Below are 25,566 nucleotides of genomic sequence, written 5' to 3' on the forward strand. Positions count from 1 at the left end.
ATCTCCCCACACGGGCTATCCTGTCGCCTGCGACTTCCACGTCTCCTACGAACCAAGGAGCGCCGGTTCCGTCAACTACCCTCGCCGCGCGGATCACGAACCTCTGCTCCCGCACGAGCACTACCTCCTCTCAAGCAGCTCGAGCACGACATCGACCATCAGCGCGGCGCCCAGGGCCATGGCTTCCTCGTCGAAATCGAATCTCGGATGGTGCGCCGGGTACTTGGCGCCTCTGTCGGGGTTTCCCGCGCCTAGCATGAACATGGCGCCCGGAACCTCCTGGAGGAAGTAGGCGAAATCCTCTCCTCCCATGGAGGGCTCTATATCCTCAATGACCTGGCGCCTGCCGAAAATCCTCCTCGCGCTCGCGGCTACGAGCGCTGCCACCCTTTCGTCGTTGGCAAGGGGCGGGTAGCCCGGCGAAAACGTGAACTCGAATTTGGCTCCGGCACTACGCGTTATTCCCTCGAGCGTTTGCCTGATCATGTCAGGAACGGCTCCACGCAACGCCGGATTCAGGGTGCGGACCGTGCCGCTCATGGTGACCTGGTCCGCGATGACGTTCTGACGGTATCCGCCGGAGATCGTCCCGATCGTCAGGACAAGGGGATCCACCGGGTTCACTCGGCGGCTTGCGATCGTCTGGAGCGCCATTACGGCCTGCGCCGCCACGACCACGGCGTCCACCGATCTGTGAGGCGCGGCGCCGTGGCCTCCCTCGCCTCTGATCGTGATGGTCACGCTGTCCGCCGCCGCCATGACCGGGCCGCCCCTGATCGCCACGACGCCCGTCGGAAGATCCGGCCAGATGTGTCCTGCCACTATTACATTCACATCGGGCTCTGACAGCACGCCCTCCCTTATCATCGGCAGCGCCCCGCCCGGCCCTTCTTCAGCCGGCTGGAATATCAGCTTTACGCTTCCGCAAAACTCCTTCGCAAGCGATGAGAGGAGCTTGGCGGCTCCAAGCAGCATGGCCACGTGGCCGTCATGGCCGCAGGCGTGCATGACTCCCGGGATGCGCGACCTGTAGTCCACGTCTTTGCAATCCTGTATGGGCAGGGCGTCCATGTCCGCCCGGAGGGCTACGCAGGGACCGGACGGCGAGTCGGGGCTGGCTTGGGATCCGGATCGGCGCGGTTCGGATGCGAGCCCCCTGATTACGCCGACGACGCCCGTCCCGCCGATGCCTTCCCGCACGCTCACCCCAAGTTCGCACAGCTTCGAGGCGACCATTCCCGCAGTCCGTCTTTCTTCCCCGCCCAGCTCCGGGTTCATGTGAAGGTCGCGGCGCACTGCGATCATCTGTGGGAGCAGTTCGCGCGCCTTGGTGAGGAGCGCGCGTCTCCTGGACTTCCTTCCGCCGTCCGTCATGCTCGGCCACCACCTCTATTCACTGCGCGGTCTCGCCCGCAAGAGCGATGGCCACCCTCATCGCCTTGAACACGGAGAGGTAATTATCTGCTGTGAAGCCGACCGACCTTGGACCCGTCCTTTCCATTCCAGGGACGAGCTCCGCCATGTCAGCCATGCCTGTTTGGTTCAAGTGCAGCTCGAGGCGGATGGGAGGGCGTATCTCGAAACAACCTATGGACCTCAAGTCCGCGAGGGCTTTCCTTGCCGCCTCTCTGATGAGCGCCTGCGCTCTCTCGGGATGGAGCGATCTCGCCGCGTAACGCCCTATGGCTTCCTTCACCGCAACCGTCACGACCCTGGGGACGAGCTCCCTGGCCTGGCGTGCAACGGCGGTGTCGCCGGTGACCAACACTAGGGGAACGCCAAAGTGGCCAGCTACAGCCGCATTTATGCCTGTTTCTCCGAGCTCCATCCCGTTTATCACCACTCGTGCCACGGTGCGTCCCGCGTAAGTGTGGTCCAACACGGCGTCCGGAGTGCCACATGCCGCGTGGTACCCGAGGAACATGGCGGCGTCGAACGTTGAGTCGATGCCCTCCATCATGCTCAAGGGCTTGGGCGCTCCTGATATGAGATAAGCGTCCTTGTGAAGCTTCTCGGGGATGATGTTGCGCATCGTGCCGTGAGAGTCGTTGACCACGACCTCGGTCGCCCCCGCCTCAATGGCCCCGGTGACGGCCGCGTTGATCTCATCCGTCATGAGCGCCCGCGCTCGCTCGTGTTCCTTGCCGTCTCTCGCCGTATGCTCTGAGTGCGTTACCCCCGCCACGCCCTCTAGGTCGGCGGAAATGTACACTTTCATCGACATGCACCTCCTGCCCGGCCATTCTCAAGTGTCAACGAGGTCGCCAAGACGCCCTTCCTTGCCCTTGGACGACCCATCCCGCGCCGGGCCATTTCTGCCTCTGCCTCTGCTTCTGCTTCTGCCTCTTGTCTCGATCCCGTCCCCTCGCTCGGCCGCTCATTGGGCGTTCGATCCGGCTCCATGTCCTGCTCGATGCCTGAGAACCGCAGCTCTGTCTCTCGTGAGCCGCGCCTCGGTCAACGCCTCGGCTAACGCCTCGACTTGAGTTCGAAGTCCACGACGATCTCTCCCACCGCCTCGCCACGATGGTTCAGAACTTGAGGACGGTGATGAGGTGCGAGCGCTCTTAGGTGGCCCGCTTCGAGGGCGCCCATTCGCGCCAGAACCTCCAGCACCAGCGGGCCTACGGCCCTCGTGCTTCCGTCCTCGATCTTGATTGCCACACCGAGTCCCCTCTCGAGGAGGCCCACGCAGTACACGCCTTCCGCGCCGCTCTTGGCCACGACTCGGTCCCCGGCCACCCGCATGAGATCAGTCGTAAGTCTGCCTCGTCCCGCCACCATATGGGGGTGGGTTCGCATGGCGCGGCACACTCGCCGTGCCGCCTTCGCGCAAGCGACGTCGGTCATCAGGTGGTCCGGACTTGCGAGCGTGGCGAACGCCCTTGCCATGGACGCGAGGGACAGCCCGAAGACCGGCACGCCGCATCCGTCCACTCCGATGGCAATGTCTCTTTGAGGCACGCCTGTGAAGAGCGACACTTCCCGCAACATGATGCGCTGGACGGGATGGTCCACGCGATAATACCCTTGGACCGAATAGCCCAAGTGAACCGCCACGGCGAGCATCGCCGAGTGCTTTCCCGAGCAGTTGGAGTGGAGCTGCCACGGCGCCACTCCGCACGCCGTGAGCCGCCTGGATGAGTCCCTGTCGAGCGGTGGGTGGACCCCGCAGGCGAGCGCGGCGTCGGGGAGACCGATCTTGCGCAGGATACCTGCCACCGTCGTAACGTGCGCGCACTCTCCGCTATGGGACGCGCACATCACTGCGATCTCCCGATCGTCGAACCCGAATCGCTCCGCGGCTCCCGTCTCGATGACAGGGATCGCCTGGATTGGCTTCGCGCAAGAACGCCAGTACGTTACCTTGTTTGGATCCCCGACCCAGTACAAAACGTCGCCCGAGCCATCGGCGACCGCAACGTCGACCCTGTGGACGCTTTCGACGATCGAACCACGCGTCACCTTGACGGCCGGCTCTGACAATCAAACCACCTTCCTCAAGACGGAGACACACTGCCAGGAACTACGCCGTACTCTCGATTCAGCGTCTGGCTGCGGCTTCGGCCACGAACGCCGCGAATATCTCGAGCATCGCGGGGTATGAGTCTGTCATGCACTCTGGATGCCATTGCACACCTACTACGAAGAGATCATGGGCTGACTCGATTGCCTCAATCACTCCATCAGTGGAGCGCGCTGACACGAAGAAGCCTGGGGCGACATTCCGGATGGCTTGGTGGTGGAAGGAGTTCACGGCCACGTCGCCCGCGCCCACCATCCCGGCCAGTTTGGAGTGGCGCTCCACGACGACTTTGTGGCTGGCGTGGTACCGAGGCGCGTCTTGCCTATGTTTGATGGCCCCTTTGACCTGGGACTGGATGTCTTGGTACAGGGTTCCGCCCATGGCAACGTTCAAGACCTGAATCCCGCGGCAGATCGCGAGGAGAGGGGTGCCCGCCTCGATGGCCGCCCGAACCAGGGCTAGCTCGAATTCGTCGCGCTCGGGATCGATGTGTCCGAGATGCGGGTGGGGCTCCTCTCCGAAGTAGCTGGGATCGAGGTCCGCTCCGCCCGAAAGGAGGATGCCGTCAAGGACGCCCGCCAGGCGCGCCGCGGATTCACCGTCGCTCGCAGGCAGAATCACGACCTGACCCCCGGCTTTGGTGACGGCACATACGTAGTCCTGGGGCAGCGAGTACTTCCTTGACTCTCCCGTCTCACCAGCAGCGGAACTCGTACACGTCACTCCAACGAGTGGCCGCAAGCTCAATCCCTCTCCCGCGGCGCGCGCTCGGGCGCGAGATAGCGCGTCGCCCCAGCTAGTATTCGCCTGCACGGCGCGAAATCCTTCGGGCCGGCCCATGAAAAGCCGCGAGCCGAGGGGCTAGTGACTCCGCGGCTCGCTCCTTGTGAGCCGTGCCGAGCGATGCTAGGCTCCCGTTCAGATTTCCACCAGGCCTAGGCTGATCTCGAGCGCCTTGTCGACCCGATCCATGGTGACGGGGTCCAGATGGGAGACTTTCTCGATGAGCCGGCGGCGGTCTATGGTTCGCACCTGCTCGAGGAGGATCACCGAATCCGCCGGCAGTCGGCTCTTGGTCGCGGGCAGTTCCACGTGGGTGGGAAGTCGCGCCTTGTCGATGCGCGACGTGATGGCGGCCACGATCGTGGTTGGGCTGTAGCGGTTCCCGATGTCGTTCTGGAGGACGAGCACCGGCCGGGTGCCCCCTTGCTCCGAGCCTATTACAGGATTAAGGTCAGCGTAAAAGACGTCGCCGCGCCTAAGCTCCCTCGGTTCCATTACCCCGCGCCAGGACCTCCTCATATAGGGCAAGGGCTTCGTTCTCCGCAGCCAAAGCCTCGCCGGCGAGTTGGAGGTTCAGGCCAGCCATCTCGCGGTAGCCCTCTTTCAGCTTCTCACGCAGCTCCAGCCTGCGCTTCTCCTCGATGTAGAGCCGCATGGCCTCTCTAATGAACTCGCTACGGTTCCGATGCTCCTGCCTCGCGGCCCCGTCGACTTCCTGCAAGAGACTATCCGGCAGGGTGATCATGATCCTCCTGACATGCTGGGCCACCGCAACCCCTCCGCTCCCCCAGGCGCCACAGTATATACTGCAGTCTACACCGGCATTATATACACGCGCGGGAAAGGCTGTCAACGACATATGCAGACACCGAGCGCATTTGAACGAGGCTGGGTCCGCCTGGCCGCAGCATTGTTCAGAGGGGCTTTGCGCCCGTGGGATGTGCGACGGGGGATGGGATCGCTCGACTTTCGGCCAGGCGAGGTCGGGACTATTTGTACACGGGGTCAGCTGGGGTCGGCAGTCGGCATCCTCATTGTGGATTCCAGGCTCATGCATGTGGTATAATCTGCTTGGATTTCTGCTACGGGCAGGAGGTTCGGCCGTTGCTTGTGTACCGGGCTTGCAGCCCGCGTGACACGAGAAAGCTGGGTGAAGCCCTCGGGAGGCTCCTTGGACCGGGAGACGTGGTCTGTCTCGAAGGCCATCTAGGCGCGGGTAAGACCGTGTTCGTGCAGGGCCTGGCGGCGGGCATGGAAGTCAAGGGGCGGGTGACGAGCCCGACTTTCACCATAGTTCACGAGCATCCGGGGAAGGTCCCCCTGTACCACATCGACGCCTACAGGTTGGAGGGGGTCTCGGACGCCGAGACTGCAGGAATAGACGAATGCCTGTACGGGGGAGGGGCCGCGGCCGTCGAATGGCCGGAGAGGATCCGTCATCTCCTGCCCGAAGAAAGACTGGACGTGGAGATCAGGATTCCTCCGGATGGCGACTCGGGTGCCGACGATGGTGACCGGGATGGTGACCGGATAGAGGGCAACACGCGCGGCGGAAGATGCGGCGATGGAGAGGGACCGAATGCGGGAGGGACCGGGCTCGACGGATGTGACTGCGACGAGGGCAGCAGCGCCAGGGAGATAGTGTTCCTCCCTCGCGGGGAGAGGTTTCGTTGCATGATCGAGGAGTTGAGGGCGCTTGCGGGTCCTGGGTATTGACACTTCGACGTTCACCGGAGGCGTGGCGCTAGTATCCGACGACGAAGTGGTCGCCGAATACAGCGCCATTGTAACGAGGAGGAACTCTGAAAGTGTCGCAGCCGCATGTGAGAGGCTCCTGGCGGAGGCTGGATGGAGTGTCTGTGACCTCGACGCCGTGGCGGTGGCAGTAGGCCCCGGGTCGTTCACCGGCGTCCGCATAGGGGTGGCTACCGCCAAAGCCCTCGCCTACGTGCTCGACGTGCCTATCGGCGCGGTAGTGACCCTGGACGCCATAGCGGCGAACCTTCCGTTTTCGGACGCACTCATCTGCCCGCTCATTTCGGCCAGGCGCGACATCGTCTACTCGGCTGTGTACCGCGTGCGAGGGCTCTATCCCGAGAGGGTGAGCGACTACGAGGTGGGGAGCGTACGTGAGGTCGTAAGACGCGTGCTCGACCGCGCGGGTGCGGGTGTTTGCGACGGCGTGCATGCCCTTGGCGCCGCAGGTGTCGCTTTGGGAGACGGGCGGGGCGTGAGGAAAGAAAGGGTTGTCTTCGTGGGCGATGGCGCGAGGGCGCACAGACGGCTCATCCTGGAGAGCGCGGGCGAAGGGCTTGCGACCGGACCGGAATGGTGCGTCGCCCCTCGTCCGGCTGTTGTGGCTGCTCTCGGAAGGATCGCTGTCGGCTCCGGTCAATCCAGGAACGCGTTTGAAGTTGAGCCGTTCTATCTGGGGAAGTCCAGCGCCGAAACGGCGCACGGTGGGACGGCGTCATGCGGGGGGCGTGCGCGAGGTGGATGTTGAGATCAGCCCCATGCGGCAGTCGGATCTCGATGACGTCATGAGGATAGAGAAGGCTTCATTCCCGACTCCGTGGTCACGTAACGCGTTCCTCTCGGAGATCTACGAAAACAGCAGGGCGTGTTACCTTGTTGCGCGCCAGAGCGGCAAGGTGATAGGCTATGTGGGCATATGGATAATCCTCGAGGAAGGCCACATCACCAACATCGCCGTGCACCCTGACTTTCGACGCCGCGGCATAGGGGAGAGGCTCATGAAGGCCATCATGGATTACGCGCGGTCGAAAGGGGCAAAGAGGTTCACCCTCGAGGTGAGAGTCTCGAACGTGGGGGCGCAGAAGCTCTACGAGAAACTTGGGTTCGTGAGCGCCGGCATACGTCCTGGTTACTACCACGACAACGGTGAGGACGCCATGATCATGTGGAGGAACGAACAACGTCCGCGCGGTCGGCCTGCGAGGGACGACAATGGGTGAGACTAGTTACGGCGCGTTCCACGTGCTTGGGCTGGAGACAAGCTGCGATGAGACTTCATGTGCAGTGTTGGAAGGGAACGGTTCGTGTGAAGCACCGGGATTGCGCTTGCGGTCAAACGTAGTCGCCTCCCAGGTGAATCTTCACCGGAGATTCGGCGGCGTCGTTCCCGAGGTGGCCTCGCGGAGGCACGTCGAGGTCATCATTCCCGTGATAGACCAGGCACTGAGGAACGCCGGGCTCCGCGCGTCGGACGTCGCGGCGGTGGCGGCCACGCATGGTCCGGGCCTCGTGGGCGCCATACTAGTGGGTCTATCCGCAGCCAAGGCGATCGCGATGGCCCGGCGGGTGCCGTTCATCGGGGTGAATCACGTCGAGGCGCACTTGTACGCGAATTTCATCGAGCATCCGGACCTCCGCCCTCCATTTGTGTGCCTCGTGGTGTCAGGTGGGCATACGGACCTCGTGTACCTTGAGAGCCACGGCAGCCGCGAGGTAATGGGTCGGACTCGCGACGACGCAGCTGGCGAAGCGTTCGACAAGGTCGCGCGGGTTCTTGGGCTGGGCTATCCAGGTGGGCCCGCCATCGACGATGCGGCGCGCGTCGGAGACCCCAGTGCGATCCGGTTTCCCAGGGCATTCCTTGAGGAAGGCTCGTACGATTTCAGCTTCAGCGGGCTAAAGACGGCTGTAGTTAACTACGTGAAGAAAGCCCGCTCGGCAAACGTGCCTGATATCGCCGCCGGCTTTCAGGAGGCGGTGGTGGACGTGCTCGTCGAGAAGACCGTGAGGGCGGCTCGGGACAAGGGCGTGGAGATTGTAGCGCTCGCGGGAGGCGTGGCGGCCAACTCGAGGCTGAGAGAGAGAATGGGGGCCCGGTCATCAGAAGTTGGATTGAGGCTGGTGATTCCCTCGCCCGGTCTGTGCACCGACAACGCTGCGATGGTGGCATGCGCGGGTTACTTCCGGCTCTGTAGAGGTGAAAGAAGCCCCTTGGAGCTTCCGGCCGTCCCTGACCTGGGGCTCGAGTAGTGAGGGGTTGGGGACGAGGTAAAGTTGCGGGACCGGCTTGGCGCGCCGTGCCGCCGCGCGCTGCGGACCATCCCGCCACGGGACTTCGCGGCTGTGGATAAGGCTGTGGATAATGTGGATTAGAGGGAATATCTGGGAGATACGGATACACCACCCATTAATGTATATGCGACACCCCTCGGGATCATGACGGCGTCCTGAGGGGGCTTTCCCCCGCGCAATCGGCTTTGCGGGCTCCAGGTCGGGGTAAGCGGCCAGGGCGGGATGTCTGGCGTGGCACTGCTGAGGCGCGGGATAAAGGGGGAGTTGGAACATGGAACGTATGGGGGGCGACGGCATCGGCGCCGGGCTTGCGGGGCTGCAGCCAGGCCCCATAGGCCCTAGCCCGTTTGAGCCAGCGGAGGGGCCGCGCCACGTGACGGTGCGGCGGGTTCTCTTCGTGTTACTCGTTGCCCTCGCCGCGCTTGCGATCTCTGTGTACGTGCTGGTGTCCTCCTGGCTCGCGCCCGGAGCAACCTTCGGCGTGGAGGACCGGCCTGTGAACGTCCTTGTCCTCGGAACGGACAGAACGTACGACGACCGCGGGAAACCCATGGAAGGCCCAGCAAGGGCAGACGCCATCATGCTCGTGTCGGTGAACCCGAAGGCGAACAGAATGTACCTGGTTTCGATTCCGAGGGACACCAAGGCGCGGATCGAAGGCCACGGAACGGGCAAGGTGAACGCGTCGCATACCTACGGCGGCCAGGACCTCACGAGGAGGACTGTCGAGGATCTCGTTGGCGTCCCGATAGACCGGTATGTGGAGATCGACTTCCAAGGATTCGTGCGCGTCATCGACGCTTTGGGAGGCGTGGAGGTCGAGGTGGACAAGGACCTGTACTACGTGGACAGGGCGGGGGGCTTAAAGGTCGACTTGAAGAAGGGCAGGCAGGTGCTCAACGGCGCGGAAGCGCTCGGGTACGTGAGGTATCGAGCCGACGCGCTCGGTGACATCAACCGGGTGAAGCGCCAGCAGAACCTCCTGAAGGCCGTCGCCCGCAAGGCCACACGAATCCGGGACCTGGGCAAGGCCACCAAGATCCTGGCCATCTTGATGGAGCACGTCCGGACCGACATGTCCCGGCGGGATATAGCGTCCATCGGGTGGTTCTTGGTGAGGACCAGGGCAGAGGTCGTGTCGGAGACGTTGCCCGGGGAGTTTTCCCCGTTGTATTGGGTCCCCGATCATGAACGCATAGGCGACCTAGTGGAGGCGATGAACGAGGGCTTCAACCGATGAGGCGCGGTTGACTGAGGCGGTCGATAGGCGTGGGCAGAGTGAGGGAGGTATCGGGGGATGGTGCACATCGACGTGGCGCTTGTTCCACAGGAGATCGAGGCCAGGAGCTTGAGCGGGATCACGGCGGTAGTCATCGATGTGTTGAGAGCCAGCACTACTATCTCATGCGCAATCTCGAATGGCTGCGACGAGGTCATTCCCACCGTCTCAGTGGAGGAGGCGGTGGAGATCTCGCGCGCCTACGCGAGGGGTGACTATCTTCTTTGCGGGGAGAGGAAAGGGGAGAAGATAGAGGGCTTCGACCTGGGCAACTCACCGCTGGAATACACGGAGGATCGCGTGGCGGGAAAGAAGATAATCATAACCACCACCAACGGCACGTGCGCAATCAGGGCGGCGAAGGCTGCGGACGAAGTCATCGTCGGATCGTGTTGGAACCTGTCGGCAGCTTGTGAGCGTGCCGTGTCCACCGGCAGGGACATCCTAATCGTGTGTGCAGGCGAGGGCAAGAGATTCACCCTGGAAGACGCGGTATGCGCCGGCATGATGTGCGAGCGCATCGCTTCCATGATCGAAGTGGACGAGTCCGACGGGTGCGTCGCAGCACGGCGCCTCTACGCTGCTTTTCGTGACAACGTCGCGGCGGCGATCGCCGGCTCGGAACACGCCCGTCATCTTGCGCGCATAGGCTTCGGCGACGACGTGGCGATAGCCGCGCAGGTGGACAAGATCAGCGTGGTGCCGGTGCTGCACGGCGGGCATATCGTGCGTAGGGCAGAGTGAGTGGCGGGGTGGGCGAGTTGCGCAGGGCAACTGCGGTGTGCGCGATGATTCTGGGGGCCGCAGCCATGTGGGCGTGCGGCGCCTTCGCTTCGGGGACCGGCATGGCGGGCGGCTGGGTCGGCGGCGACGACGCGGCCGTGGGCGGCGCGGGTGACGCGGTCGAAGGGCAGAGGATAGTGATGCGAGTGCGTCTGTCGGTCAAGCTCCCGCTCAGGTTCGAATTGAGGCAGGATTCCGAGGCGATGGCGGTCTCTCACGAGGTGGTGGAGCGGGAGACGGCTTCCGCGCGGCCGTTCACCAAGGTTCTTGAGGGGTCGTGCTCGGATGAGGAGGCCTACGCGGTTGAGGTTGCGGGGCTCGACAGCGCCGATGACGTCCTTCTCTTGAGATCCGCTCTGGCGGCGCGGCTTTCGCAGAGCGACAGACTGCGCTATTCGCCGAGCATATGCCGCGATGATGGCCGGTGGATCCTTCGAGTCGGCGCGACAGGCGACCCGGAAGCCGTGCACAAGCTGAGGGAGGAACTCGCGCGGGCTGGTGCGGGCATGGAGCATAGCGTCATCCCCACGACGGTCATCCTCAGGCCGAAGGTCATCGAGAGAGTTCACCTCAAGGCCTCACATGAGCCCTACGAGGTGCGAGCGGGGGATCGCCCCGGCGAGCTCGTGCTCGCAGCTCCATCCGGCGAGCTCGTATCGTTCTTGGGCGAGGGTGTGCGAGTCGTGCCGCGAGACCCGCTCGACATGGCGTTCAATCTGGGAGGAGTCTGGTACAAAGGCGAGCTTCAGATAACGCGGAAGGACTCATGGGACGGCCGCGTCGAACTCGTGGCGACGAACAGGATAGACATCGAGTGCTACGTTGAGGGAGTCCTGGCGGGCGAAGTATACCCGAATTGGGAGCTAGAGGCGCTCAAGGCGCAAGCGGTGGCTGCAAGGACGTACGCGCTGTATCGAAAGGCCGGCAGCTGCGGTCGTGAGTATGACGTGGACGACACCGTGGCGTACCAGCGATACTCCGGAGGACACTACGTGGAGTCGTTCAGCAAGGCGGTGGCTCAAACGCGCGGAGAGGTCATCACGTACGGGGGGCGTCTCGCCAAGGCACACTACTTCGCTTCCAGCGGTGGCATGACTGAAGGTGACGAAGAGATCTGGCTGGGCGGGGGAGACGAACCATATCTCGAGCCAGTGGCCGACTTCGATCAGTCGTGCCCTCACTACGTCTGGCAGAACCTCCCGGCGCTGTGGGCCGCGGATTTCCTCGCGAAGCTCGGACTCCAACCAGGTTTTCCTGCCTGGATAGAGCCTGCATTGGCGCTGGACGGCAAGATCCTCAGCTATCGTTTCAGGACGCCCTCGGACAGTCTTACCCTGACGCGGGAACAAGTGAGGCACAAGCTCGGTCTGAAGAGCCCGCGTTTCACCCTGAGGCTCGTGGGCTCGGAGGAGACGGGCGTATCGCTCGCCGCAATGTCCGGCTCGCCTCGTGACGAGGTGACGGGCGTGCGTGACGCAGGAGCACGACCAGCCTTGCCCGACGTTCGGCAATGTGTGCCGTTGAGGTCGGGGGGGCTCACCACAGGTTACAGGGTCACGCTCGAGAAGGGCGTGACGGTGAAGGGGAACGCGGTAGAGGCCGCGAGCGCGAGACAGCTATCTCCCGAGACACTGGTGATAGTGGACGGCAGGGGATATGGCCACGGAGTCGGCCTCAGCCAATGGGGCGCTCAGGGAATGGCCACGATGCGGAACGAGGCGGGAGAACCCGCGTATGATTACGTGGCGATTCTGAAGCACTACTACACCGGCGTGGACGTCGCGGACGGCTACGGTCTACGCTCGGCCGGCGCCGTCGTCGGGTTCGACGCTGCTTCCGGGCTGGAGATCGCGCCCCGGGCCAGCGGGCCCGAGCAAGCTGGCGAACTCGAGCCCTCGCAACCGCTTACCTGCGACTAGCCTTGGGGAGAAGCGTTTCTCGCATGAAATGAACCAGTAAAGGGACACGACGCCCAGCCAGACGAGTCCTGAAACGAAGCCGATCCGCTGTTCTGGCACGAACGGGAGCGTGAAGATGACTACGCTGATGAGAGCCACCGTCATCCACGATGTGTAGGGATAGCCTGGCATCTTGAACTTGAGCGCGGACGGATCACGGGCCAGAACCCGCCGACGCATGTATATTTGGGACAGGCTTATGATAAGCCATGAGAACAGGAACCCGAAGCCTCCGATCCCGGTGATGAAGAGGAAGGCCGTCTTGGGCACTAGATAGTACAGGATCACGCCCACGTAGAGGAAAAACGTGCTGCCGAGCACAGCCAGGTAGGGGACTCCAGACTTCTTGCCGAGCCGCGTGAGGAACTTTGGGGCGGCACCCGCTTCCGCCAGCGAGTACAGCATGCGTGAGCTTGTGTACAGACCAGAGTTCATACTGGACAGAGCGGCCGTTATGACTACGAAGTTCATGACGTCGGCAGCCGCAGGGATCTTGAGGAGCTGGTATACCCGCACGAAGGGGCTCTGGCCGAGCCCCACCTCAAACCAAGGTATGGTTCCCACAAGCACTATCATCGACCCGATGTACAGGAACACGGTCCTGAACGCCACGCCGGCTACAGCCCGCGGCACGTCGACGGCCGGGTCTCGCGTCTCCGCCGCAGCTATTCCAATGGCTTCCGTCCCGCCGTACGCCACCATCACCATTACCATGGCGAGGAGCACGCCCGTTATGCCCTTTGGCGCGAATCCCCCATGTCCTACGTAGTTCCTGAGACCTATTGGGGTGAAGGGACCGATTCCGAGTATTGCGCTCCCGCCTATGAGGATGAAGGCCACTATGGCGACGACCTTGATCATGGCGAACCAGAATTCGAACTCTCCAAAAGACCGTACGCTGGTCAGGTTCACGAGGGTCATGGCGACGGCAAACAAGAGGCCGAAGGCGAGCGCTAGCCGTGGAGAGACCCAAAACCGCATGTACGTGGAGGCCGCGACGATCTCTGCCGCCATGATGACTACCCATGCGATCCAGTAAGTCCACCCGACCACGTAGCCGGCATACGGATGGAGCGACTCCGCCGCGTGGGTTCGAAACGAGCCCTCCACAGGCTCAACCACGGACATCTCCGCGAGGGCCAGCATCACCATCATCATGATGACGCCCCCGAGTGCGAAGGACAGGATCACAGCTGGGCCGGCCAGCCTCACCGTGGCCGCGCTGCCCAAGAACATGCCTACGCCGATCACGCCGCCGATGGATATCATGGATAGGTGACGCGAGGCAAGGCCACGGCGAAGTCTGTCTGTGCCGTGAGAGGCCAATGAATTCACCCCTCATACTAGGATTTCGGTATGGTCTGTCGAATATTCGATCACGGGCTGGACCGCACAGAGCGGGCTCACTATCGAACCGAGGACGTACTATGGGGGAAGGAACGCGGGGTGTTGGGGGGTGGGTGCTCCTTGGACAGGGCGGTAGGTCGGTTCGCTGTCTGCGCTGTCGTTGTGCTATGGTGTTCAGCGTTGAACGCCGGCTGTTTTCCGAACGCGCGTGAGGCCGCACGGGACCCGGCGGAACTCCTCAGGGCCGCCGTGGACAACACTCTCGCGCTGAAGAGCGTGCGGGTGACGGAAGAGACCGCTTTTCCTTCCTCAGAAGAGTTGCTTTCTGCCGAGGAGGCGAAGCGTCTCGGCACGGGGATATGGACTCGCATCGTGGAGTTCGTTGCGCCCGACCGTGTGCATTACTCATCGTCTTCGGAGGATGGCGGATTGGAGGCGTACCGTGTGGGCTCGTCCATCGCATATCGCCTCATGGAGCTCGAGGCTCCTGATGGCGACCGGAACCAGGAAGGGGACGGAAGATGGATTAGGGTGGGAAGCGTTGCTGACGTGAGCGACGAGGCCGTGCGCGCAGAGCTTGAGTGGCTTTCTTGCGTGACGGGGATGGAGAGCATCCTCGACGGAGGGCTACGCGACGTCGAGAATGTCACGAAAATCGGTGAAGAGGACGTAGATCGGGTGCGCTGCGCGGTGCTCCGCTTTGAGAGTCCCGCATTGCTGCGGCGATTTGAAACGAGCTTGGCGGAGGCGGGCGTAGGAGGCAAGCCGGTGAAGTACGAAATCAGGGCGTGGGTGACCTTGAGAGGAGAGGCGCTCATCTCCAAGATCGAGGACATGTGGATTCATCAGGAACCAGGGTCCGGGGCATATGAGTACACGATAAGCACGAGGCTGCTCGAACCCCTGCCTGACTTGCGAATAGAATTGCCCTGAAGGCAGCCGGATCAAGCCAGGGGAAGAGGAGAAGCAGAACGGGCGAAGCATGAAAGGAGTGATGTCTCCGGTACGCGTGCGCCCCATGCGTTGTGGTATACTGAGGTCAAGTTGGTAGTTTACGCTCCGAGTCAGCGTGCCTGTACCTCCCACGGATGGCAGCTGACCGGCAGCCGGGAGCGGCCAGTTCATGACAGCGCGTGCTCGCGGCTCGAGGGCATGCTGGGAAACCGGCAGGCCTCCCATCATTGGAAAGGAGATGTAAAGACCATGCTTCGTACAAAGGCCTCTGTTTCGTGCCGCACAAGATTTCGACGCCTCTCACTCGCCCTCCTCACGAGCCTCCTTGTCACGGTTTACGGGGTTGCGGCCATGGCCGCGCCAGCAAACCGAGTGGTCATCCTGGCCACCACTACGAGCACCCAGGACAGCGGCCTCCTCGACGTGCTCGTTCCGATGTTCGAAAGCCAGACCGGGTACGTAGTGAAGACCATTGCGGTCGGCACCGGACAAGCCCTTGCGCTGGGGGCGCGAGGCGAGGCAGACGTGCTGCTGTGCCATGCACCTGAAGCCGAGATGGAGCTCGTCGCAAGCGGCGCCGTCACACACCGCAGGCTCGTGATGCACAACGACTTTGTCGTCGTCGGTTGGGCGGACGACCCCGCACGCGTGCGCGGCAGCAAGTCGGCCGCGGAGGCTTTCGCGAGGATCGGAACGGCGCAGGCGGTTTTCGTGTCGAGGGGGGACGACTCGGGCACACACAAGAAAGAGATGCAGATCTGGTCGAAAGCCGGGATAACGCCGGGCGGACGGTGGTACCAGGAAGCAGGCGCGGGCATGGGGCAGACTCTCAATATAACATCGGAGAAGAGAGGCTACACGCTTACGGACCGCGCCACGTACCTCGCGCTGAGGAAGTATCTCGGCCTTGAGATCCTCGTGGAGGGAGACCCGGAACTGCTGAACGTGTACCACGTAATGGCGGTGAACCCCGAGAAGTTCAAGAAGGTGAACGAACCGGGCGCCCTTGCGTTCGTGGACTTCATGGTGGCCCCGAAGACTCAGGAAGTCATAGCCTCTTTCGGTATCGAGGATTACGGCGAGCCGCTGTTCTTCGCGGATGCCGGCAAGAGAGAAGAGGATCTCGGGCGGTGAGGCGAGGATGGACCTTGTGGTCGAAGGCATCGCGAAAGCATTGCGGCTTCTCGTCACGGCTGACCGTGAGGTCGTAAGGATTTCCCTCCTCACCCTGCGGGTGTCGGGGCTCGCGACCCTCCTGGCGGTGGTGACGGGAGTGCCCCTCGGGACGGCGCTCGCGCTTTCCACCTTCCGAGGGCGCAAGATCTCCGCGACTATCGTGAACACCGGCATGGGCCTTCCTCCCGTAGTCGTGGGGCTGTGGGTCAGCATCCTGCTGTGGCGGTACGGTCCGCTGGGCTTCCTGCATCTCATGTACACTCCCACCGCAATGGTGATAGCCCAGTGGATGATAGCCCTTCCGATAGTGACCGGCTTCACCATGGCCGGAATCGGACAGCTCGATCCGGGGGTGCGGCTCCAGATACTCTCGCTCGGAGCGTCGCGGTTGCAGCTCGTGTGGGCGCTTCTCCGCGAGGCGAGGCTTTCGGTCCTAGCTGCGGTGATGGCTGGATTCGGCGGGGCGATATCAGAGGTGGGCGCGTCCATGATGGTCGGCGGGAACGTGATGGGCCAGACGCGCGTCCTTACTACCGCGACAGCTATGGAAGCGGCGCGCGGCCACTTCGATACCGCCATAGCGCTCAGCGTGATCCTGCTGGCACTCGCCTTTGGGGTCACGTTCGGCCTTACCCACATTCAACAGAAGGGCAGGCACACCTGAGTGGCAGCCGTTCGGCGCTGGCGAGGGGTCCTGATTGGAAGGCTCGGATCGAAGGATCGAAGGAAGAGTGTCCTGATACTTGCGGGATGCGGCGGGGCTCTCGCGAGACGGTGGACGGGACGGCACGGGCGGGGCCGGGGCGAACGAACGATGCGAAGGCTCCGGCGAAGAGGCGCCGAAGAGAGGAATGCCGGGTTGAGGGAAGCGATTCTCGAACTAGAGGATGTGAAGGTGTGCCGCGGCGCGCACCTAGTTGTGGATGTTGGGCGTCTTGCGGTCGCGCGCGGCGAGACGGTCGCCGTGGTTGGCCCGAACGGGGCGGGGAAGACCACTCTCCTGCAGGTCATGGCGTGTCTTCTCAGGCCGCGGGAGGGCAAGGTGTCCGTGTTCGGCGAGAGGCTGGAACGGCGCACTGACCTCGTGAGGCTGCGACGCAGAATGGCATTGGTGCTTCAGCGTCCGTACCTTCTGGACGGCACGGTGTTCGACAACTTGGCGGTCGGCCTTCGGCTGCGAGGTGTCCCGAAAGACGAGGTCCGCGCGAGAGTGGAGCGGGCGCTCGACACTTTCGGGATCGAGCACCTCGCCGGGCGGCGCGCGAGGACGCTCTCCGGAGGCGAAAGCCAGAGGGTGAGCCTGGCGAGGGCTTTCGCGCTCGATCCCGAGCTGTTGTTCCTGGACGAGCCCACGAGCTCGTTGGACATGCCGACCAGGATGGAGCTCCTCCGAGAACTCGGCGAGGTCGTGAGGATGACGAGGGTGACGACGGTATTCGTAACCCACGATGTCGTCGAGATCCCCTTCGTAGCGGACAGGACCTTGGTCATGAAAGGCGGTCGGATAATCGCTGACGGGCCGCTTAGAAGCGTGCTGGGTGCGGACGTTAGGCAAGCCGTCGCGGGTGTCGCCGCATCGGCCAGCTGGATTCTGTGTGGGGATGGTGATGGCGGTGCCGGTTTTCCTGTCGCTCGTGACCCCCGATGAGGCTCGGCGAAGGCTCGAAGAACACATTCAGCCGGGGCCGCGCGAGGTCGAAACGTGCGAGCTTCTCGAAGCCTGCGGCCGCGTGCTTGCGGAGGACGTTGCGTCCCCTTGCGATCTGCCGGGTTTTGCCAGGTCAACCGTTGACGGCTTCGCGGTCCGCGCCGCCGACACGTTCGGCGCAAGCGATTCCATGCCCGCGTTGCTCACAGTCTCGGGGGAGGTGCGAATGGGGGAGGCTGCCTGCTTCGCGCTGGGCCCGGGGGAATGCGCTCGCCTCGCGACCGGCGCTATGCTGCCCAGTGGCTCTGATGCCGTGGTGATGGTGGAGACCACCGAAGACGTAGGGAGCACGCTCATCGCGGTGTCGAGACCCGTGGTCCCCGGCGAGAACGTCGTCGGCGCGACGGAGGACGTGGCGCGGGGCGGCGTGCTCATGAGGCGGGGCTGCAGACTACGTCCCCAAGACATCGGGATGCTCGCCGCCGCGGGAGTGTCCAGAGTGAAGGTGGCGACAGGCCCACGGGTGGCGATAGTGTCAACAGGAGACGAGCTCGTGGAAGTCGACGAGGTACCTGCACCGGGCAAGGTACGCGACGCCAACTCGTACTCCCTGTATGCGGCGGCGCTCGCTGCCGGCGCAAGGCCCGTGTCCGCAGGTGTGGTAAGGGATGACTACCATGAGGTCATCTCGACCATGCGCGAGAAGCTCGCCCAGGCCGACATGCTCGTTGTCTCGGGTGGCAGTTCCATTGGAACGCAGGACCTGGCGCATGACGCGGTGGACTCTCTCGGAGCGCCTGGCGTGCTGGTGCATGGGGTGGCCGTTCGACCGGGCAAGCCCACGATTATAGCCGTGGCCGACGGAAAACCGGTGTTCGGACTGCCGGGCCACCCTGTGTCGTGTCTCACGATGTTCAGGGTGTTCGTGGAGCCGGCCATAGCGCGGTGGATGGGAGCGATACCCGAGAGGCGGGAGGTAACGGGGCGCCTTGGGGCGAACGTGGCGTCGGTGGCCGGCCGGGAGGATTACGTGGGGGTGAGGATATCCGTGCGTGGCGGGGTGACGTGGGCAGACCCGGTCTTCACCAAGTCAGCTCTCATATCCGGCCTGGTAGAGTCAGACGGCTTCGTGAGGATCCCCCCGGAGGTCACTGGCCTCGAGAGGGGAGCCCTCGTGACGATCATTCTGTTCTAACCGGCTGTCTGCTGTCAAGTTGACGGGAGGAGGCGGCTATCACGAGACGCAACGTTTACCTGCAAGAGACGCCTCTCGACGAGGCGACGTCGAAGTTTCTCGCTGCCCTTGATAGAGAGGGGCTCTCCGTCCCGCGAGAGGGTGAGGCGGTCCCAGTGGACATCCCAGCGCTCGGTCGCGTCACAGCCTCGCCCGTGTTCGCGCGCGCCTCGTCTCCTCACTACCACGCGTGCGCCATGGACGGCATTGCCACGCAAGCCCGGCTCACGTTCGGAGCGAGCGAGAGAAACCCGACTGCGCTGCGCCTGGGGACGGAGGCCCGATGGGTGGACACTGGCGATCCCCTGCCTGCCGGGTGCGACGCAGTGATCATGGTGGAAGACCTCGTGGACGTGAGGGACGATTCCGTTACAATCATAGCCCCGGCGAAGCCCTGGCAGCATGTGCGCACCGTGGGCGAGGACATCGTGCTCTCCGAGCTCGTCGTGCCTGAGAACCACGTCATTCGACCGGTCGACCTCGGTCCCATGCTGGCGGCTGGTGTGACCGAGGTGGCCGTCCGCAAGAAACCCAAGGTAGCGGTGATTCCGACCGGGAGCGAGCTGGTTCCGCCGGGGGCTCGGCTTTCGCCTGGCGACATCGGGGAATTCAACTCGAGGATCATAGGCGGCCTCGTGCACGAATGGGGAGGGGAGCCTGTTTTCCACGATGTCGTGAGGGACGATTACGACGACCTCGTTCGGGCAGTCCGCGCCGCTAGCTCCGAGGCCGACGTCGTGGTGGTGAACGCCGGGTCGTCGGCAGGGAGCGAGGACTACACATGTCACGTTGTGAGGGCTCTCGGCGAGCTCCTCGTGCACGGGGTCGCCATCAAGCCCGGCAAACCTACGATCCTCGGCATAGTCTATGGCCGGCCCTTTCTCGGTATCCCGGGGTATCCCGTATCCGCGTCTCTCGCTTGCGAGCTCTTCCTGAAGCCCGTGGTGGCGAAGATGCTCGGGCGACCCGTCCGGAGACCGGCGAGGGTGGGCGCCTTGGTAACGCGGCGCATACTCTCGACCCCGGGAGTGGACGAGTTTGTGAGGGTAAAGCTGGGTGAAGTGGGAGACAAGCGCATAGCGACCCCCCTTGCACGGGGGGCGGGGGCGATAATGTCGCTCGTGAGAGCTGATGGCCAAATCCGCATCCCCGCCTCAGCCCAAGGCGTGGAGGAGTCGTCCGTGGTCGAGGTGGAGCTCCTGCGAGATCCCGAGGAGATAACCGACACGATAGTCGTGATAGGGAGCCACGATCTCGCTCTAGATGTTCTCGCGAGCCACCTGGCGCGCGCGTACCCTGGGATGCGGCTGTCCTCTGCCCACGTCGGAAGCATGGGAGGGATCATGGCCATTCGGCGAGGAGATGCGCATCTCGCGGGCGTTCATCTCATAGACGAAGAGACCGGAGAGTACAACGTCCCCTATGTCAAACGACTCCTTGGATCGGAGGGTTTTGCCCTGGTGAACCTGGTCCACCGCGAGCAGGGGTTCATTGTCGCCAAGGGGAACCCCAAAGGCATTTCGGGGTTCGCGGACATCGCAAGGCCAGGGGTAGTGTTCGTCAACAGGCAGAGGGGCGCCGGGACGAGGATCCTGTTGGACCTGGAGCTTTCCAGAATCGGTGTGGACCCGGCGAGCGTGGCCGGGTATGAACATGAAGAGTACACCCACATGGGCGTGGCGTCCTGCGTGGCGAGCGGGGCGGCCGACGTGGGGCTCGGGATTCGGAGCGCCGCCGTGGCGCTAGGGCTCGACTTCGTTCCCATGGCGAATGAGAGGTACGACCTTCTTACTCGAATCGAGTTTCTCAAGTCTCCGAAGATTGAGAGGCTCATCGCGGTTATGAGGTCCGATGACTTCCGGAGAGACGTTGTGGCCCTTGGCGGCTACGATGTCTCGCAAACGGGAAAGGTCGTGTGGCAGGGATGACCGGGCTTAGCGAAGGCCGAGCGCTGTACGACGGCTACGGGAGAAGAATCACGTACCTGCGCGTGTCCGTGACGGACAAGTGCAACCTCCGGTGCGTGTACTGCATGCCCGAGGAGGGCGTGGAACCCCGCCGCCACCACGACTTGCTGCGGCTCGAGGAGATCTCCCGCGTGATCCGGGTGGCGGCCCGCCTCGGCATCGAGAAGGTCCGTATCACCGGCGGGGAGCCGCTCGTGCGGAAGGGGTTGCCTGATCTGGTGAGGATGATAGCCTCGATCACAGAGATCCGCGATCTGTCCATGACCACCAACGGCACGCTCCTCGCCGGGTTCGCTCGCGACCTCGTCGCCTCAGGCCTGAAGCGGGTGAACATCAGCCTTGACACGCTGAAGCCCGATGTGTACTCGAAGATGACGCGATGCGGTGATATCCAGGGAGTATTCGCGGGGATCGCGGCGGCAGAGACGGCGGGCCTCCTCCCGATAAGGCTGAACGCGGTGGTTGTTCGCGGGATGAATGACGGGGAGATCGAGGACCTCGCCAGGCTCACGTTGGAACACGCTTGGGACGTGAGATTCATAGAGCTCATGCCTTTCTGGGGAAACGGTGGTCGGTTCGAGCGCGCGCATGTGGTCCCGGTCGAGGAGATCAGGGAGAGGGTGAGAGCCCTGGGAGCTCTGCCGGAGGCTTCTTCCGCGCTCCCCGCGCCGGAGTGGTCGAGGGCTGCGGGCGCGCTTAGCAGTGAAGCGGCTCCTGCCGCGGACGACTGCGCGGGCCCAGCCTCATACATGCGGCTGCCCGGCGCGGCAGGGCGAGTGGGGTTCATATCCAGGGAAGGCGATGGATTCTGCGTGAGGTGCAACAGGTTGCGCCTCACCGCCGAAGGCAAACTCATGCCGTGCCTTCTCTCGGACCTCGCCGTTGACCTACGGGCTCCGCTTCGCGCCGGGGCGGACGACGACGCCATCGCCTCGCTCATCCGCAAGGCCGTGAGCCTGAAACCGGCAGCTGGCGCGGGACGCGCAGGAGGCGAGATCGGGGCTTGCAGGCCCCCCCTGTCAGACATCGGGGGCTGAGGCCGCTGAAACGGAGCTGAAACGGAACGGAAGTTGGTGAATTGGAGATGAGACAGGACATGTCTGATGAGACCTTGACTCACCTGGACGGCTCTGGTAAGGCCCGCATGGTTGACGTCACCTCGAAGCCCGATACGCCCCGCGAGGCTCGAGCCAGGTGCAGGATCCTGATGGCCCCACGGACGCTCGCCATGGCAGAGAGGGGCGAGGGACCGAAGGGCGACGTTTTCGGCGTGGCAAGAGTGGCCGCGATCATGGCCGCGAAGAACGCTTCCGGTCTCATCCCGATGTGCCATCCCATCTCCGTAACCGGGGTGGACGTTGCCTTCCGGACCGATGGCCGGTCAGGGGCGGTTGACATACAGGTGACTGTGCGCACTCTTGGGAAGACCGGGGCAGAGATGGAGGCGCTCACAGGGGCGTGCGTGGCTGCGCTTACCATCTACGACATGTGCAAGGCGGTGGACCGGTCCATGGTGATCGGAGACTTGAGGCTTGTACGGAAGTCCGGGGGCAAGAGCGGAGAGTTCGTACGGGAGGGAGAGGAACCTTGGGAGGAGTAGTCGTTGCCGTGTGTGTGAGCGAGACGAAGGGCGTGAGCAAGCGTGACGTGGGTCGGGCAAGACTGGTTGAGGGACACGGCCTGGAGGGGGACGCCCATGCGGGGCCGTGGCATCGCCAGGTTAGCCTCCTTGGAGAGGAAAGCATAGAAAGGATGAGGGCGAAAGGGGTGGAAGTAGCGCCCGGGTCGTTCGCGGAGAACATAACCACGCGGGGTGTCGACCTTTGCCACCTTCCCTTGGGCACGCGTCTCGACGTGGGTTCAGAGGTCGTGCTCGAGATCACGCAGATAGGCAAGGAATGTCACACGGGGTGCGCCGTCTTCCGGCAGGTGGGGGAATGCGTGATGCCGAGGGAAGGGGTCTTTGCGAGAGTCGTGCGCGGGGGATGGGTCGCGCGGGGGGATGAGATACGCGTGAAGACGGCCATCGACTTCGCTGTGCTGACGGTGAGCGACAAGGGCTCGCGAGGCGAAAGATACGATGAGAGCGGCGACGTAATAGAGCGAATGGTATCCTCCCTCGGCAGAGTCGTAGAGAGGCGAATCGTTCCCGACGAGTACGACATGATCGTGGAGGAACTGCGCCGCATGTCCGACAAGCTCAGGGTGGATGTGGTGCTGACAACTGGAGGCACCGGATTCAGCCCGCGAGACGTGACGCCAGAGGCTACGCGCTCAGTCATCGACAGGCTCGTTCCCGGCATTCCGGAAGCCATGCGTGCCGCTGGTCTCGCAAAGACGCCCCATGCCATGTTGAGCAGGGCCGCAGCAGGGATCCGCCGGAAGACGCTCATCGTGAACCTGCCTGGGAGCCCGAAAGGCGTGGAGGAGAGCCTCGCGGTCGTCCTTCCTGCCATTCCCCATGCGGTGGAAACGCTGCGAGGGATCGCTGGCGATTGCGCGCGCCCGAGTGCCGGCTGAACGCTGAACATGGATCCGCCCTGCCTGTTGATGGACCCGCCCTTCGCCTGGAATGACGCCGCGTTCGTCTCGCGCGGTGGCGCCTCCGTCGGGTGCGGCGCACGACGCTTGTTCCCCGGGGGCGGAGGTTGTATAATGTATTCGTTGTTTCGGCCGGCGGGCGGGAATAGCGCGAGGAACCTTTGGAAGCCTGCCGGACACTCGCTCGGTCGCTAGCGCACAAGCGTACTGCGGGAGGCGGAGGCAGTGGTAAATGACCTTGAGCAAGTCCTCTTGACTGAGGAAGTCATTGCGAGAAGGGTAAAGGAGCTGGGCGAGCAGATCTCCCGAGATTATCGCGGTTGCGATCTCGTGGTAGTGGGGATACTGAAGGGCGCCCTGGTGTTCATGGCGGACCTCATCAGGCACCTGTCCATCCCGGTGATAATGGATTTCGCGGTTGTGTCGAGCTACGGCGCGGCCACGACAACCTCAGGGGTCGTTCGGATCCTCAAAGACCTGGATCAGCCCATCGAGGGAAAGCACGTGCTCATTGTGGAGGACATCATAGACACCGGTCTCACCATGCACTATCTCGTGAACAATCTCAAGGCGAGGAAGCCTCTCTCCGTGAAGGTGTGCACTCTCCTCGACAAGCCCAGCCGCAGGGAAGTGGACATAGCGCCTGACTATTGCGGCTTTGCCATTCCCGACCACTTCGTGGTGGGGTACGGGCTGGACTATGCAGAATACTACCGCAACCTGCCCCAGGTTGGCGTGTTGAAACCGGAAGTATACAAGAAATGATAGCTATCCTTGATTTTGGTTCGCAATACAACATGCTCATCGCGCGCAAAGTGCGCGAGCTCTCCGTGTACTGCGAGATCCTGCCCCACGACACACCTGTGTCCAGATTGGCGGCGTTGAGGCCCGAAGGCGTGATCCTGTCGGGCGGCCCGTCCAGCGTGTACGAAGAGGACGCGCCTCGTTGCGACGTTCGCGTCTTCGAAATGGGCGTCCCGGTGCTCGGGATCTGCTACGGGATGCAGCTCATGGCGCACGTCCTCGGAGGGGAAGTGGCCCACTCCGGAGTAAGGGAGTACGGTAAGGCGACTGTCTTCGTAGACGATGGAGCCGACCTCTTCGCCGGCGTCGGGTCAAGCTTTGCATCGTGGATGAGTCATCAAGACAGAGTGAACGCTCTGCCGCGCGGGTTCGAGGTGATAGCTCACACAGGCAGTACCCCCGTCGCAGCCATGCGCGACCGCGCGCGGAAACTGTACGCCCTCCAGTTCCACCCCGAGGTAGTCCACACGGAGCGCGGTAAGGAGATCCTCGCGAATTTCCTGTTCGGGGTGTGCGGGTGCGAGAGATCGTGGACTCCCGGGAGGTTCGTCGATGATCAAGTGGGCCGCATCAGGGAGGAGGTGGGCGATGGGCGCGCCATCGCCGCGCTGTCAGGCGGAGTTGACTCATCCGTGGCCGCCCTGCTAGTTCACCGGGCGATAGGGGACAGGCTCACGTGCGTTTTCGTCGACACCGGCTTGCTCCGGAAGGATGAGGCGGAGCAGGTGAAGGCGACCTTCGGTGAGACCTTCAGCATGAACCTGCGTGCCGTGGACGCGAGAGAGAGGTTCCTGGCCGTGCTCAGGGGGGTCGTCGATCCCGAGGAGAAGAGGAAGAGGATAGGCCGGGAGTTCATAAGGGTCTTCGAGGAGGAGTCCCGGAGGTGCGGCGACGTAGATTTCCTTGTCCAGGGCACGTTGTATCCGGACGTCATCGAGAGCGCGGGCTCTCGTCTAGGTCCTGCTGCCAAGATCAAGTCCCACCACAACGTGGGGGGGCTTCCTGAGAACATGCGACTCCGGCTCATCGAACCCCTGCGCTACCTGTTCAAAGACGAGGTCCGTGCAATCGGAAGAGACCTGGGGCTTCCCGCCTCGATAATCGACCGTCATCCCTTCCCAGGGCCGGGGCTGGCTGTGAGGATAGTGGGAGAGGTGACTTGCGAGAATCTCCAGACGGTGCGTGAAGCCGACGCCATCGTCGAGGAAGAGATGAAGGCCGCGGGGTTGTATGAGAAGGTTTGGCAGGCGTTCGCGGTGCTCCTTGACGTCCGGAGCGTCGGCGTGATGGGGGACATGCGCACGTACGAACGGCCCATAGTGGTGCGCGCCGTGACGAGCGAGGACGGCATGACGTGCGATTGGGCAAGACTGCCCAGTGGCGTGCTGGAGAGGATCTCGGCGCGCATCGTCAACGAGGTCAAGGGAGTGAACCGAGTCGCGTACGACATAAGCACGAAACCGCCTGCGACGATTGAGTGGGAGTAGTGTACCTCTTGGGCGGAGCGCTCATCTGACTG

General features: G+C 63.3%; 24 protein-coding genes, 1 pseudogene and 1 riboswitch. Of the genes and pseudogenes, 18 read left to right on the top strand and 7 right to left on the bottom strand.

From position 1 onward, the window contains the following. Positions 1–120: 120 nt before the first annotated feature. From NUW12_01035 to NUW12_01060, 6 genes are all read right to left on the bottom strand, one after another. The gene (locus NUW12_01035; protein ID MCR4401357.1) at positions 121–1,374 is read right to left on the bottom strand and encodes an amidohydrolase; all 1,254 of its coding nucleotides are present in this window, start codon (positions 1,372–1,374) and stop codon (positions 121–123) included. Positions 1,375–1,393: 19 nt separating this feature from the next. Further along, positions 1,394–2,218: a M55 family metallopeptidase gene (locus NUW12_01040; GenBank protein ID MCR4401358.1), complete on the bottom strand. Its 825-nt coding sequence runs from the start codon at positions 2,216–2,218 to the stop codon at positions 1,394–1,396. A gap of 251 nt (positions 2,219–2,469) precedes the next feature. After that, complete coding sequence (locus NUW12_01045) at positions 2,470–3,486, bottom strand: asparaginase (protein ID MCR4401359.1); 1,017 nt, start codon at positions 3,484–3,486, stop codon at positions 2,470–2,472. A gap of 58 nt (positions 3,487–3,544) precedes the next feature. After that, the gene (locus NUW12_01050; protein ID MCR4401360.1) at positions 3,545–4,267 is read right to left on the bottom strand and encodes a gamma-glutamyl-gamma-aminobutyrate hydrolase family protein; all 723 of its coding nucleotides are present in this window, start codon (positions 4,265–4,267) and stop codon (positions 3,545–3,547) included. 177 nt (positions 4,268–4,444) lie between these two features. After that, positions 4,445–4,804 carry a type II toxin-antitoxin system PemK/MazF family toxin gene (locus tag NUW12_01055; GenBank protein ID MCR4401361.1) on the bottom strand — a complete coding sequence of 120 codons (360 nt, stop codon included), beginning with the start codon at positions 4,802–4,804 and terminating at the stop codon, positions 4,445–4,447. Further along, positions 4,785–5,054, bottom strand: coding sequence for a ribbon-helix-helix protein, CopG family (locus NUW12_01060; protein MCR4401362.1), 270 nt, complete (start codon positions 5,052–5,054; stop codon positions 4,785–4,787). Before NUW12_01060 ends, NUW12_01055 begins: the two co-directional genes overlap by 20 nt. 365 nt (positions 5,055–5,419) lie before the next feature. Here NUW12_01060 and tsaE point away from each other — a divergent pair, with 365 nt between their 5' ends. The 7 genes from tsaE to NUW12_01095 all read left to right on the top strand — a co-directional run bounded on the left by tsaE (position 5,420) and on the right by NUW12_01095 (position 12,337). After that, the gene (tsaE, locus tag NUW12_01065; protein ID MCR4401363.1) at positions 5,420–6,025 is read left to right on the top strand and encodes a tRNA (adenosine(37)-N6)-threonylcarbamoyltransferase complex ATPase subunit type 1 TsaE; all 606 of its coding nucleotides are present in this window, start codon (positions 5,420–5,422) and stop codon (positions 6,023–6,025) included. Next, complete coding sequence (gene tsaB / locus NUW12_01070) at positions 6,006–6,812, top strand: tRNA (adenosine(37)-N6)-threonylcarbamoyltransferase complex dimerization subunit type 1 TsaB (protein MCR4401364.1); 807 nt, start codon at positions 6,006–6,008, stop codon at positions 6,810–6,812. The genes tsaE and tsaB overlap by 20 nt, the downstream gene beginning before the upstream one ends. Continuing rightward, positions 6,802–7,284, top strand: coding sequence for a ribosomal protein S18-alanine N-acetyltransferase (gene rimI, locus NUW12_01075; GenBank protein MCR4401365.1), 483 nt, complete (start codon positions 6,802–6,804; stop codon positions 7,282–7,284). The genes tsaB and rimI overlap by 11 nt, the downstream gene beginning before the upstream one ends. After that, positions 7,277–8,314: a tRNA (adenosine(37)-N6)-threonylcarbamoyltransferase complex transferase subunit TsaD gene (tsaD, locus tag NUW12_01080; protein ID MCR4401366.1), complete on the top strand. Its 1,038-nt coding sequence runs from the start codon at positions 7,277–7,279 to the stop codon at positions 8,312–8,314. Before rimI ends, tsaD begins: the two co-directional genes overlap by 8 nt. A gap of 313 nt (positions 8,315–8,627) precedes the next feature. After that, positions 8,628–9,596 carry an LCP family protein gene (locus tag NUW12_01085; protein ID MCR4401367.1) on the top strand — a complete coding sequence of 323 codons (969 nt, stop codon included), beginning with the start codon at positions 8,628–8,630 and terminating at the stop codon, positions 9,594–9,596. Between the two features lie 57 nt (positions 9,597–9,653). Next, on the top strand, positions 9,654–10,379 hold the full coding sequence (locus NUW12_01090; GenBank protein MCR4401368.1) for a 2-phosphosulfolactate phosphatase: 726 nt from the start codon (positions 9,654–9,656) through the stop codon (positions 10,377–10,379). A gap of 17 nt (positions 10,380–10,396) precedes the next feature. After that, positions 10,397–12,337: a SpoIID/LytB domain-containing protein gene (locus tag NUW12_01095; GenBank protein ID MCR4401369.1), complete on the top strand. Its 1,941-nt coding sequence runs from the start codon at positions 10,397–10,399 to the stop codon at positions 12,335–12,337. A gap of 63 nt (positions 12,338–12,400) precedes the next feature. Here the strand turns inward: NUW12_01095 and NUW12_01100 are convergent. Continuing rightward, a pseudogene (locus tag NUW12_01100) lies at positions 12,401–13,645 on the bottom strand (amino acid permease). 198 nt (positions 13,646–13,843) lie between these two features. On the opposite strand from NUW12_01100, the gene NUW12_01105 reads away from it, so the two are divergent. The 11 genes from NUW12_01105 to guaA all read left to right on the top strand — a co-directional run bounded on the left by NUW12_01105 (position 13,844) and on the right by guaA (position 25,534). Then, positions 13,844–14,656, top strand: a complete 813-nt coding sequence (locus NUW12_01105) for a hypothetical protein (GenBank protein ID MCR4401370.1) — start codon at positions 13,844–13,846, stop codon at positions 14,654–14,656. A 112-nt stretch (positions 14,657–14,768) separates the two neighbouring features. Then, positions 14,769–14,931: riboswitch (molybdenum cofactor riboswitch) on the top strand. Continuing rightward, entirely contained in the window at positions 14,927–15,811 is an 885-nt protein-coding gene (locus NUW12_01110) for a substrate-binding domain-containing protein (GenBank protein MCR4401371.1), read from the top strand. Its footprint overlaps the riboswitch before it by 5 nt. Positions 15,812–15,818: 7 nt before the next feature. Continuing rightward, positions 15,819–16,517 carry an ABC transporter permease gene (locus NUW12_01115; GenBank protein MCR4401372.1) on the top strand — a complete coding sequence of 233 codons (699 nt, stop codon included), beginning with the start codon at positions 15,819–15,821 and terminating at the stop codon, positions 16,515–16,517. 195 nt (positions 16,518–16,712) lie between these two features. After that, on the top strand, positions 16,713–17,501 hold the full coding sequence (locus tag NUW12_01120) for an ATP-binding cassette domain-containing protein (GenBank protein ID MCR4401373.1): 789 nt from the start codon (positions 16,713–16,715) through the stop codon (positions 17,499–17,501). Further along, positions 17,461–18,696, top strand: a complete 1,236-nt coding sequence (locus NUW12_01125; GenBank protein MCR4401374.1) for a molybdopterin molybdotransferase MoeA — start codon at positions 17,461–17,463, stop codon at positions 18,694–18,696. The genes NUW12_01120 and NUW12_01125 overlap by 41 nt, the downstream gene beginning before the upstream one ends. A gap of 38 nt (positions 18,697–18,734) precedes the next feature. Further along, positions 18,735–20,663 (top strand): molybdopterin biosynthesis protein, encoded by a 1,929-nt coding sequence (locus NUW12_01130; GenBank protein MCR4401375.1) that lies wholly within the window; start codon positions 18,735–18,737, stop codon positions 20,661–20,663. Beyond that, positions 20,660–21,739 (top strand): GTP 3',8-cyclase MoaA, encoded by a 1,080-nt coding sequence (moaA, locus tag NUW12_01135; protein ID MCR4401376.1) that lies wholly within the window; start codon positions 20,660–20,662, stop codon positions 21,737–21,739. Before NUW12_01130 ends, moaA begins: the two co-directional genes overlap by 4 nt. Before the next feature lie 59 nt (positions 21,740–21,798). After that, positions 21,799–22,302, top strand: coding sequence for a cyclic pyranopterin monophosphate synthase MoaC (moaC, locus tag NUW12_01140; GenBank protein MCR4401377.1), 504 nt, complete (start codon positions 21,799–21,801; stop codon positions 22,300–22,302). Next, the gene (locus NUW12_01145) at positions 22,290–23,222 is read left to right on the top strand and encodes a molybdopterin-binding protein (GenBank protein ID MCR4401378.1); all 933 of its coding nucleotides are present in this window, start codon (positions 22,290–22,292) and stop codon (positions 23,220–23,222) included. The genes moaC and NUW12_01145 overlap by 13 nt, the downstream gene beginning before the upstream one ends. 246 nt (positions 23,223–23,468) lie before the next feature. Then, positions 23,469–24,008, top strand: a complete 540-nt coding sequence (gene hpt, locus NUW12_01150; GenBank protein MCR4401379.1) for a hypoxanthine phosphoribosyltransferase — start codon at positions 23,469–23,471, stop codon at positions 24,006–24,008. Continuing rightward, on the top strand, positions 24,005–25,534 hold the full coding sequence (gene guaA / locus NUW12_01155; GenBank protein MCR4401380.1) for a glutamine-hydrolyzing GMP synthase: 1,530 nt from the start codon (positions 24,005–24,007) through the stop codon (positions 25,532–25,534). The genes hpt and guaA overlap by 4 nt, the downstream gene beginning before the upstream one ends. Positions 25,535–25,566: the final 32 nt, after the last annotated feature.

The sequence above is a fragment of the Bacillota bacterium genome, from assembly GCA_024653485.1.
Taxonomy (GTDB): Bacteria; Bacillota; SHA-98; order UBA4971; family UBA4971; genus UBA6256.